Raw genomic sequence first — 11,294 nt, 5'->3', positions numbered from 1 at the left:
GTTGTCAGAGCGCGACCACGGCGTCTTCGGCCAGGGTGAACAGGCCGGCGTCGAACGTGATGGTGGTGAGCTTGGTGTTCTTCGGTACGTCGAAGTAGACAAAGGCACGGATCGAGTTGCCCGGGTTGATCTCGTCCAGGAAGCCCGCGCCGTCCTTGTTGCCGTACATGTTCGCCTCGCCGTCCGCCGCGTACTCGCGGTCGGTGGCGTCCTGCGCGCTGACCGTGCCGTCGGCGTGGAACAGGTGGGCCTTCTTGGTCACGTTCTTCACCGACACGTCCGCCCGGCAGAACGAGCCCTGTGCCTTCCGGGTCAGGAAGGAGTCGCCGACCTGCGCGATGCCGCACTTGACACCGTGCACGACAAACTCGAAGTCGCCGCCGCGTACCGTCTCGCCGACCTTGTACTTCTTCGGGCCGGCGGGTGGCGCGTCGTTCTTGGCCGGTTCGGCGGCCTTCGCGGCCTCGCTGGCACCGGGGCCGCTGGGCAGGGCGGCGGGGGCGTCGACCGAGGTGTTCGTCCCTTCCTGGTCGCCGGAGCCGGCCGCGATGAGCGTGCCGCCGCAGCAGAGCGCCACCGCTATCCCGCCCCCGATCAGGCTCGGCACCAGCCAGCGCCGACGCTTTTTCGGCGGTTTTGCCGCTGTCGGTGGTGGGCCGGGCTGGTAACCGGCGACGGCCGGCTGGTAACCCGGCTGCGGCGGATACGACGGGTACGGGTTGTGCGCCGGCTCAGGCTGATACGACGGTTCCTGTCCGGGGTAGTTCGGGGTGCTCATATCTTCTCCGCGGTTATGTCGGGGCATCCGCCTCGGGAGCGCGGGAAAGACGTTGCCACAGTGTGTGCGTGGTGACGCAGCGTCATTCGGCCATTCTGTGCCGCCGAAGAGTTAACCCACCTTTGTGGACCTCGACCCGTGTCGCCGCAGGTCAGGGCCGCATGACCGGGCATTCGCCGCCGCCGGTGGCACGGGGTGCCACAACGGTGGGTCGACGGCCCCGACGGGCCCGTTCCTCGCCGCCGATGGATGTGACCGGCCGCCGTCCGGCCGGCTCTCCGGTGCGTATGACGCGTTGATGTCGTACATGAAAGATGATGTGCCTACACGTTCTTTCGTGTACGAATTTTCGAACTCACAGCCGCTCGCCGCCGGACCGCGAACGCCGCCGGACCGCGAACGCCGCCGGACCGCGAACGCCGCCGGACCGCGAGCGCTCCGCCGAACCGCGAGCGCGGCCCGATGGGCACGGCCGACACCTGTCGGTGCGAAGTCATGGGCGTTAGGTTGATCCACTGGCTCGTACGGGCGCGGGTGGCTTCCTGGGCGCGCGTGCCCGGCGCGGGAGTGAGCGTGAGCTGTCTCTACAGGCCACCCAACCACTGTTACTTATGGGTTTCATCCACATAGCCCGTGGGTGACGTCACTCCTAGCGTGAGCCGACAAACAAGTTTCCCACTACTCCCTCACGTGGAGCCATACATGACGGTCCGGACCACCCGGCGAGCGCTCGTCGCAGCCGCCAGTTTGATGGCCGTGGCGCTCATCGCCGCGGCGTGTGGCAGCCCGCAGGACACCGCCACCGGGGGCGGCGACTCGAACAGCACCCCGGTCAAGGTCGGCCTGGTCTACTCCCAGTCGGGAGCGCTGGCCAGCTACGGCAAGCAGTACATCGAGGGTTTCAAGGCCGGTCTGTCGTACGCGACCAAGGGCACCAACAAGATCGGTGAGCGGCCGGTCGAGGTGACCGAGGTTGACGACGCCGGTGACCCGGCCAAGGCGGTGTCGGCGGCGAAGGACCTGATCGGCAAGGGCGTCAAGATCCTCGCCGGGTCGACCGCGTCCGGTGTCGCGCTCCAGGTCGCCCCGATCGCGGCGCAGAACAAGACCCTCTTCATCTCCGGCCCGGCCGCCACCGACGCGGTGACCGGGGTCAACAAGTACACGTTCCGCTCCGGGCGGCAGTCGTACCAGGATGTTGTCACCGCGAAGTCGTTCATCGGCGACGCGAAGGGCAAGAAGGTTGTTGTCTTCGCCCAGGACAGCGCGTTCGGCAAGAGCAACGAGGCGGCCGTGCAGGCGGTCATCGGCGGCGCCGGGGCCACCGTGAGCAGCGTGCTCGCGCCGGCCAGCGCGACCGAGTTCACCCCGTTCGCCAGCCAGATCAACAGCGCCAAGCCCGACCTGCTCTTTGTCGCCTGGGCCGGCACCACCGCCCCGGCGATGTGGCAGACCCTCGACCAGCAGGGCGTGCTCGCCTCCACCACGGTTGTCACCGGGCTCGACATCCGCGCCTCGTGGGCGACCTTCGGTGCCGCCGGCACGAAGATCTCGTTCCTGTCGCACTTCTTCGACGGCGCGGTCGAGAACGACGCCACCAAGGCGCTCAAGGCCGGCGTGCCCGGCGGGGTGCTGGACCTGTTCCACCCGGACGGCTTCACCGCCGCCCAGATGGTGGTCCGGGCCGCGACCGAGGGTGGCGACGACGTCGACAAGATGGTGACCGCCCTCGAAGGGTGGAGCTTCGACGGGGTCAAGGGCAAGAACACCGTCCGCCCGGCCGACCACGCGCTGCTCCAGCCGATGTTCCAGGCCAAGCTGACCGGCACCGGTGACCAGCTCAAGGCCGAGCTCCAGAAGGCCCTGACCAGCGACGAGACGGCGCCGCCCGCGGTAGCCATGAAGGGCTGAGTGAGGTAGTGCTGGCCACCCGAGGCCTCAGTTGGCGAATCGGCGAGGTCGCCATCGTCGACGGCGTCTCCTTCGACCTGGCGCCGGGCGAGTTCCTGGGCGTGATCGGGCCGAACGGCGCGGGCAAGACGTCCCTGTTCAACCTGATCTCCGGACTGCGGCGCCCGACCGAGGGCCAGGTGCTGCTGCACGGGCAGGACATCAGCGGGCTGCCGCCGCACCGGCGGGCCGGCCTCGGGCTCGGCCGCACCTTCCAGGCGTCCTCGGTCTTCGGCTCGCTCAGCGTGCGGGAGAACGTGCGGCTGGCCGTACAGGCGCATCGTGGCGGGTCGATGAAGCTGTGGCGGCGGGCGGCGGCCGACCGGGAGGTGGCCGCCGCCGCCGACGCGGCGCTCGACCGGGTCGGCCTCAGCCACCGGGGTACGTCGCTCGCCGGCAACCTCGCGCACGGCGAGAAGCGGAAGCTCGAAATCGCGCTGCTGCTCGCCGGTGAGCCGACCGTGATGCTGCTGGACGAGCCGATGGCCGGGGTGAGCGCGGAGGACGTGCCGGAACTGGTCGCGGTGATCCGGTCGTTGACTGGCGACAGCGGTCGTTCGGTGCTGATGGTGGAGCATCACATGGACGTGATCCTGGAACTGGCCGACCGGATCGCGGTGATGCACCACGGCGCGCTGCTCGCCTGCGACACCCCGGAGATCGTGATGGCCAACGCCACCGTGCAAGAGGCGTACCTGGGGGAGTCACTATGAGTACGGAACCGATCCTGACCGTCGAGGATCTCTCGGTACGGATCGCCGGGCTGCACATCCTCCAGGGCGTCTCGTTCACGGTGGCGCCGACCGGGGTGACCGTGCTGCTCGGGCGCAACGGGGTCGGCAAGACCACCACGTTGCGCGCGATCATCGGCCTCACCCCGCGCAACGGCGAGGTACGCGGCGAGATCCGTACCGGCGACCGGAGCCTCACCGGGCAGCCGACGCACCGGCTGGTCCGGGGCGGCCTCGGTTACGTGCCGGAGGACCGGTGCGTCTTCGCCGGGCTCACCGTCGCCGAGAACCTGCGACTGGCCGAGCGGCGCGGCACCGCGCCCGCGTACGACAAGGTCTTCGAGCTTTTCCCGGAGCTGGACCGGCGCGGACGGCAACGGGCCGGCTCGCTCTCCGGCGGCCAGCAACAGATGCTCGCCATCGGTCGGGTGCTGCTCAACGACAACCGGTTGCTGCTGGTGGACGAGCCGACCAAGGGGCTCGCCCCGAAGGTGGTCACCGAGGTCGCCGAGGTGCTGGAACGGGTCGCGGTCACCGTGCCGGTGCTGCTCGTCGAGCAGAACCTCGCGGTGGTACGTCGACTCGCCCAGGCCGCCGTCGTGCTCGACGCCGGCCGGGTCGCCTGGACCGGTGACGCCGGCCGGTTGCTGGACGAGCCGGCGCTGACCAAGTCCCTGCTCGGAGTCGGATCGTCGGGGGTACACGCCTGATGGGCACCATCGTGCTGTTGACGCTGACCGGGCTCGGCCTGGCCGCGTTGTACTTCCTCGTCGCCGCCGGGTTGTCCCTGGTGTTCGGCCTCGCCGACGTGCTCAACTTCGCCCACGGGCTGTTCCTCTCCGTCGGCGCGTACGGCACCTGGTGGGCGGCGAACAACCTGCCCGGCGCCGGCCCCGGCGGGTTCGGCTTCGTGCTCGCGGTCGCCTTCGGCGTGGCCGCCGGGGCGCTGGTCGGCGCCCTGGTCGAACTCGTCATGATCCGCCCGCTCTACTCCCGCAACATCGAACAGGTGCTGGTCACCGTCGGGCTGTCGCTGGCCGGGGTGGCGCTGCTCCAGGCATCCTGGGGCGCCGACCCCCGCGACTTCCCCCGCCCGGAGTGGAGCCGGCAGGTGACGGTGGTGCTCGGCGCGAAGGTGCCGAACTCGATCCTGCTGCTGATCGTGGCCGCCGCCGTGGTGCTCGCCCTGCTGCTCGGTTTCCTCCGCTACACCCGCTACGGCCTGGTGATCCGGGCCGGGGTGGAGAACCGGGAGATGGTCACCGCGCTCGGCATCGACGTACGCCGGGCGTTCACCCTCGTCTTCGTGATCGGCGGGGCGGTGGCGGCGCTCGCCGGTGGGCTCGGTGGCGTCTACTTCGGCTCGGTCTCGCCCAGCCAGGGCGGCTCGCTGCTGATCTTCGCCTTCATCGTGGTGGTGATCGGCGGGATGGGCTCGGTGGTCGGCTCCGCGTACGCGGCGGTCGTCGTCGGGCTGTTGCAGCAGTTCGTCAACTACTACGGTGCCTCGGGCGCGGGTGACCTCTGCGTGGTCGCGCTGCTCGCGGTGGTCCTCCTGCTCCGCCCGCAGGGCATCGCCGGAAAGGCGGTAACGGCATGACCGAGGTCAAGACTCCGGTTCCGGAGGCGGCGGCGGTCACGTCGGCGCGGGCGCAGCGGCGGGGCTGGTTCGCGGTGGTCCGGCCCTGGTTGCCGCTGGCGGCGCTGGTGCTCTTCGCGATCCTGCCGTACTCGACGGTGTCGCTGCCGGGGCTCTTCGACGGGCCGCTCAACTCGCCCGGCACCCTGCAACTGCTCGCCATCTGCCTGGTCTTCGGTGGGCTCGCGGCCGGGTACGACCTGCTCTTCGGGCGTACCGGCATGCTCTCCTTCGGGCACGCGCTCTACTTCGCCGCCGGGGTTTACGGCACCGACATCCTGGTCACCAAGGGCGGGCTGCCGCTGTGGCAGGCGGCGCTGCTCACCCTGGTCGGTGGTGCCGTCCTGGCCGCCCTGCTCGGGGCGGTGGCGCTGCGTACGGCCGGGATCGCCTTCGCCATGGTCACGCTCGCCTTCGCCCAGGTCGGCGCGACCCTGGTGGCGCTGGACTTCCAGGGGCTGACCGGTGGCGAGGAGGGGCTGCCGCTGGACGTGTCCGGGTTGCCGGACGCGCTGGTCGGGGTGGCGAACACGGTCAACCTGTACTGGCTGGCGTTGGCGTACCTGGCCCTGGTGGTCTTCGTGGTGGCCCGGGTCGCCGCCTCGCCGACCGGGCGGGTGCTCGCCGGGCTCCGCGACGACGAGCGGCGGATCGGGGTGCTCGGGCTGGACCCGTACCGGTTCAAGCTGGTCGCGTTCACCCTCTCCGGCAGCCTCGCGACCGGCGGTGGGGTGATCTACTGCCTGCTCGTGGGCGGCGCGTCGCCGCACATCACCTCGTCCGAGCTGACCCTGTCGTTGCTGGTCATGGTGGTGCTCGGCGGACCCGGTACGCGCTGGGGGCCGGTCCTCGGCGGCTTCCTCTACATGTACCTGGACCACCGGCTCACCGACTTCGGCTCCTCGTCGGCGGTGGACGCGCTGCCCGGCGTGCTGAGCGGTCCGCTCTCCCAGCCGCTCTTCGTGCTCGGCACCGTCTTCATCCTGGCCGTCTACTTCTTCCCCGGCGGCCTGGCCAGCCTCAGCACCCGGATCGCCCCGATCCGCCGCCTGTTGCCCGCCCGCCCACCCCGCTGACCGATCGTTCGAGGGGGCGGACCCCCGTGTGTCCGCCCCCTCGAACGGGTTCGTCAGACTCAGCCGTTGAGCAGCTCGTACGCCAGAGCCGGAGCGGGGACCGCGTCGGTGGGGGCGGCCACGGCCGGAGCTTTGCCGTAATCGCCGTACGTCACGCTGTAGTCGTACGCCTTGGTCTTGCCCACCGCCGGCACCTTGACCACGAACGTGGTGAGTCGGCCGTCGACGTCCACGGTCGCCTGGAACGGCAGCGTCTTTGCCCCGTCTCCGATGCCGGCGATCGTCTCCTCGCTCAGGATGTCGGCCGCCGCCGGCCCGCTCAGATCGACGGTCCCGCGGTAGTTCCCGGAGGCGCTCTGGACGATCGTGGTGTTCGCCAGCACCGGCTTCAGACTGGCCACGTCGGCGCCGTCGTACTCGGTCGGCAGGCTGTCGTCATCGGTGAGTTTTGTCGGGTCCAGCCTCATCCACTTGTTCGGCAGCTTCGGCAGCCCGGTCAGGCCCTCGGTCTCGGTGAAGTTGATCCTCGCCCAGGCCTCCTTGTCGACCGTCAGGTACGCCATGTGCATCGTGAAGCCCAGTTCGGGATCCTTGAACGACGTCCGCAGGTGAATGCTCTTGACGGCCGGCGCCACCTCGCCGGTGAGCGTTGTCTCCCAGTCTCTGATGGTGTAACTGAAGCCCGGCCGCGTTTCGTCCGGTACGGCGGCGAGCAGGGTTTCCTTGGGGTTCGGTGCTGTCGAGGTCCCGGCTGGTCCCGGGGCCGCCGACTCTCCCGTCCCCTGCCCACAACCAACCAGTCCGCCGGCCAATGTCGCGAACACCGCGGCGGTGACGGTCGTCCGGCGAATGGCGCTGATGAGGGTGTTTCGTCGCCGCATGTTCAACTCTCTGGTCTGCCCGCACGGCTGTGCCGAGTGGGGAACAACTGCATCTCGATCACGAGACTGCTGGTATCGACTGCCGGAGCGCTGTCGTTATGCTGCCGTCCGGCTGACAGGCACTGCGGCCGGCGAAAATCCGAGGTCAGGGACGGTGTGGATGGGAGCGGACCTCCGCTTCGAACTGCTGGGTCCGCTGCGGGCGTGGGCTGGGGAACGGGAACTGGACCTCGGGCCGAGCAAGCAGCGGGCGGTGCTCGCGATGCTTTTGCTCTACGCCGGCCGCCCGGTCTCGCCCACCCAGATAGTCGACGCGGTCTGGCAGGACGACCCGCCGATGAACGGTCCGAATGTCGTACAGAAGTACATCGCCGGGCTGCGTCGGGTTCTGGAGCCGGAGCGCTCACCACGCAGTCCGGGGCAACTGCTGACCCTCACCGACACTGGTTACCAGTTGCGGGTGTCCGCGCAGGACCTTGACGCGGAACTGTTCGAGCGCCGGGTTCGGCGGGCGGCAGACGTGCGCGCGCAAGGGAGGCCGGGGGAAGCTGCCAACGAGTTGCGGCAGGCCCTCGGACTCTGGCAGGGAGAGCCGCTCGTCGGGTTCAACGGGACGTTCTTCGACGCGGCGCGTACCAGGTTGGTCGAGGGTCGGGCGGCGGCCCTGGAATCGTGGGCGGAGGTGGAGCTGAGCCTCGGGCGCCACAAGGAGATGGTCACCGATCTGATTCAGGCGGTCGCTCGGTTCCCGGTCCGGGAACAGCTCCACGAGCTGCTCATGCTCGCGCTCTACCGCTCCGGCCGGCAGGCGGAGGCCCTCGCCGCCTTCCGTGAGGTGCGGGCACTACTGAGCGAGGAGTACGGCGTAGAGCCGGGCGAAAGTCTCCAGAAACTACACCGCCGCATTCTCCGGTCCGATCCCACGCTCGCGCTGACCGCCGAGTCGGACGGGTTCGCGCCCCAGGACAGGAATGCTCCGGCGATGGCGCCCGTCGTGGCGCCGGCCGTGTCTGTCGTGGCGCCGGCCGTGCCCGTCCCGGTGCCAGGACCGGTGAGCGCGGAGGTGCGGGTTCCGGCCGGTCCGAAGGCGGGTTTGCCGCCATCCATGCCCGTACTGACGATGCCGAAGCCGATTGCGGCCACGCCGTCCTGGGGGTACTGGGTCGAGGCCGGCGTTGCGGTGTTGCTGGTGCTGGCCAGCTTCGGCCTGCTCACCTGGGCCGTCATGCTGCGCTACGCGGTTCGGCGGCGCAGTATGTGGTTCGGCTCGTCGGCCGCCGGGTACGTCGGACTGACCAGCTTCTTTCTGTGGTGGGCACTCAACCTCGAATACAAGGAGAACTTGTACCGGATCGACTATGCCGGGGTCCTCGTGCTCATGGCCATCTGGATCGGTGGGGCCCTCCACGTGCTCGCGACTCAGGTGTGGCTGAACCGGCTGCGCCGGAGCCGGAGCGCCGACGCCGAGATGGCCGTTCGGCGACAACAGGCCCGGCAACTGCTCGGCCAGTACCCAGCCGCCCGGTACGAGTTGCACATCGGCCGACCCGACCTGCTCCGTTACTTCGACGATGGTGGCCTGATCGACATCAATAGGGTCATGGACCAGGTGCTCTGGCATCTGCCCGGGTTAACCTCGGAGCAGGGTCGGCAGATCGCCGTCGAGCGTTCCCAGCGCGGTGGATTCACCTCCCTGGAGGACTTCGCCGCCCGGTCGAATCTCTCCCGTACGGCGGTGCGATCCCTCCAGGAATTCCTCCTCTTCCTGCCACCCGACCGTCCTGCCCCGTCGACCCTGGCCCACCCACCTCGTTGATCATGAGGTTGTCGCTCGCTACATGCTGTATCGAGTGCGATGACTTCATGATCGACAAAATGGGACACAAGGGGGCGGGGCTGGGTGGGAAAGTCCGGCTGCGCTGGTAGAAATGCCGGGTGACGGTTGACCGGGTGGCGGTACGCGAACGGGCCGAGGCGGTGCTGCGGCGGCTTGCCGGTGATCAGGCCCGGCTCCGCGAGGACCAGTGGCGGGCGATCGAGGCGCTGGTGGTGGACCAGCGGCGGGTGCTCTGCGTGCAGCGCACCGGGTGGGGCAAGTCCGCCGTGTACTTCGTCGCCACCGCCCTGCTCCGAGACGGTACGACCGCCTTGCTCCGAGACGGTACGACCGGCGCCGGCGCCGTGACGGCCGGGAGCGAGGCGGCGGGGGAGCGGGTTGGTGCCGGGCCGACGGTGATCGTGTCGCCGCTGCTGGCGCTGATGCGTAACCAGGTGGAGGCGGCGGCTCGGGCGGGGATCAGGGCGCGCACCATCAACTCGGCGAACCTGGACGAGTGGGACGAGATCGCCAGGGAGATCCACGCCGGTACGGTCGACGTACTGCTGATCAGCCCGGAGCGGTTGAACAATCCCGAGTTCCGCGACGGGGTGCTGCCCCGGCTCGCGGCCACCACCGGCCTGCTCGTGGTCGACGAGGCGCACTGCGTCTCCGACTGGGGACACGACTTCCGCCCGGACTACCGCCGACTGCGTACCTTCCTCGCCGGGCTGCCGGAGCGGACCCCGGTACTCGCCACCACCGCCACCGCCAACCAGCGGGTCACCGACGACGTCGCCGAGCAGCTCAACACGGTCGTGCGGCAGCCGGTCGGCGGAGTCGCCGGGCCCGACGGTGGCGAGGCGGGGGAGACGCTGGTGCTGCGCGGGGCGCTGGACCGGGCCTCGCTGCGGCTGGCGGTGCTCGACCTGCCCAGCGCGGCGCACCGGCTCGGCTGGCTCGCCGATCACCTCGACCAACTGCCCGGCTCGGGCATCATCTACACGTTGACCGTCGCGGCGGCCGGTGAGACGGCCGAATTCCTCCGTTCCCGGGGGTACGCGGTCGCCGCCTACACCGGGCAGTCCGACGACGCCGAACGCCGTGCCGCCGAGCAGGACCTGCTCGACAACAAGATCAAGGCGTTGGTGGCGACGTCCGCGCTGGGCATGGGCTTCGACAAGCCGGACCTCGGCTTCGTGGCCCACCTGGGGGCGCCACCCTCGCCGATCGCGTACTACCAGCAGGTCGGCCGGGCCGGTCGAGCCGTGGAACACGCCGAGGTGCTGCTCCTGCCCGGCCCGGAGGACCAGGCGATCTGGCGCTACTTCGCCTCACTGGCCTTCCCGCCCGAGGCGCAGGTGCGGTCCGTACTCGGCGCGCTGCACCCGGACCGTCCACTCTCCACACCCGCGTTGGAGCCGATCGTCGACCTGCGCCGTACCCGGCTCGAACTGATGCTGAAGGTGCTCGACGTCGACGGCGCGGTCCGGCGGGTACGCGGCGGTTGGCTCGCGACCGGCGAGCCGTGGCACTACGACGAGGCCCGGTTGCGCCGGGTGGCCCAGGCGCGCACCGCCGAGCAACAGGCGATGCGGGAGTACGTCAGCACCACCGACTGTCGGATGGAGTTCCTCCGCCGCTGCCTGGACGACCCTGAGGCCGTCCCCTGTGGACGGTGTGACAACTGTGCCGGCGGCCAGTACGACCCGTCCGTCTCCGCGCCCGCGCTGGCCGCGGCCCAGGCGTGGCTCGGCCGCCCCGGCGTCGACCTCGCGCCGAAGAAGCTCTGGCCGACCGGGCTGGAGGCGGTGGGCGTACCGCTGCGCGGCAAGATCGCGCCGGGCGAGCAGGCGCTGCCCGGTCGAGCCCTGGGTCGTCTCTCCGACCTGGGCTGGGGCGGCAGGCTGCGGGCACTGGTCGCGCCGGAGGCCGCCGACGGGGCGATCCCGGACGACGTCGCCTCGGCCATGGTCGAACTGCTCCGGGACTGGTCGCGCGGCGCCGAGCCGTGGCCGGCGCGTCCGGTCGCGGTGGTGGCGATCGGTTCCCGGACCCGCCCGACGCTGGTGCGGAGTCTGGCCGAACGGATCGCGGGCGTCGGTCGGTTGCCGCTGCTCGGCGAGGTGCCGGCGCCGCCCGGGGCGCCCGGCGGCGGGCCGAGGGGCAACAGCGCCCAACGGGTACGCGCACTGCACGACGCCTTCGTCGTGCCGTCACCGCTGGCCGACGCCCTGGCCGGGTTGACCGGTCCGGTGCTCCTGGTCGACGACCTGGTCGACTCCGGCTGGACCATGACCATGGTGGCGCGGCTGTTGCGTCAGGCCGGCGCCCCGGCCGTCCTGCCGCTGGCACTAGCCGTCGCCGGCTGACCGTCCGGGTAGGGACCGCCCGGGTAGAAGGAAGACGGTCGGAATAGAAGG

The 11,294-nt window shown here is 70.3% G+C and carries 9 protein-coding genes; 7 read left to right on the top strand and 2 right to left on the bottom strand.

Annotation, left to right across the window (positions count from 1 at the left end; genetic code table 11):
• Positions 1-4: 4 nt before the first annotated feature.
• Positions 5-778 (bottom strand): DUF4352 domain-containing protein, encoded by a 774-nt coding sequence (locus tag ACI2K4_RS13300; protein WP_404510876.1) that lies wholly within the window; start codon positions 776-778, stop codon positions 5-7.
• Between the two features lie 702 nt (positions 779-1,480).
• On the opposite strand from ACI2K4_RS13300, the gene ACI2K4_RS13295 reads away from it, so the two are divergent.
• The 5 genes from ACI2K4_RS13295 to ACI2K4_RS13275 are packed head-to-tail and all read left to right on the top strand — an operon-like array spanning position 1,481 to position 6,174.
• Positions 1,481-2,689, top strand: coding sequence for a substrate-binding domain-containing protein (locus ACI2K4_RS13295; RefSeq protein ID WP_404510874.1), 1,209 nt, complete (start codon positions 1,481-1,483; stop codon positions 2,687-2,689).
• Positions 2,690-2,697: 8 nt separating this feature from the next.
• Positions 2,698-3,441 (top strand): ABC transporter ATP-binding protein, encoded by a 744-nt coding sequence (locus tag ACI2K4_RS13290; RefSeq protein WP_404510872.1) that lies wholly within the window; start codon positions 2,698-2,700, stop codon positions 3,439-3,441.
• Positions 3,438-4,169 (top strand): ABC transporter ATP-binding protein, encoded by a 732-nt coding sequence (locus ACI2K4_RS13285; RefSeq protein WP_404510870.1) that lies wholly within the window; start codon positions 3,438-3,440, stop codon positions 4,167-4,169. Before ACI2K4_RS13290 ends, ACI2K4_RS13285 begins: the two co-directional genes overlap by 4 nt.
• Positions 4,169-5,059, top strand: coding sequence for a branched-chain amino acid ABC transporter permease (locus ACI2K4_RS13280; protein WP_404510868.1), 891 nt, complete (start codon positions 4,169-4,171; stop codon positions 5,057-5,059). Before ACI2K4_RS13285 ends, ACI2K4_RS13280 begins: the two co-directional genes overlap by 1 nt.
• Complete coding sequence (locus tag ACI2K4_RS13275; protein WP_404510866.1) at positions 5,056-6,174, top strand: branched-chain amino acid ABC transporter permease; 1,119 nt, start codon at positions 5,056-5,058, stop codon at positions 6,172-6,174. Before ACI2K4_RS13280 ends, ACI2K4_RS13275 begins: the two co-directional genes overlap by 4 nt.
• A 59-nt stretch (positions 6,175-6,233) precedes the next feature.
• Here the strand turns inward: ACI2K4_RS13275 and ACI2K4_RS13270 are convergent, their stop codons facing one another.
• On the bottom strand, positions 6,234-7,055 hold the full coding sequence (locus ACI2K4_RS13270) for a hypothetical protein (protein ID WP_404510864.1): 822 nt from the start codon (positions 7,053-7,055) through the stop codon (positions 6,234-6,236).
• A gap of 160 nt (positions 7,056-7,215) precedes the next feature.
• Here ACI2K4_RS13270 and ACI2K4_RS13265 point away from each other — a divergent pair, with 160 nt between their 5' ends.
• Complete coding sequence (locus tag ACI2K4_RS13265) at positions 7,216-8,871, top strand: BTAD domain-containing putative transcriptional regulator (RefSeq protein ID WP_404510862.1); 1,656 nt, start codon at positions 7,216-7,218, stop codon at positions 8,869-8,871.
• 119 nt (positions 8,872-8,990) lie between these two features.
• Entirely contained in the window at positions 8,991-11,243 is a 2,253-nt protein-coding gene (locus ACI2K4_RS13260; RefSeq protein ID WP_404510860.1) for a DEAD/DEAH box helicase, read from the top strand.
• Positions 11,244-11,294 lie beyond the last annotated feature (51 nt).

The organism is Micromonospora sp. NPDC050397 (assembly GCF_044901685.1).
GTDB lineage: Bacteria > Actinomycetota > Actinomycetes > Mycobacteriales > Micromonosporaceae > Micromonospora_G.
Note: the sequence above shows the minus strand (reverse complement) of the source record. Positions and strands in the feature narration are given on the sequence as shown.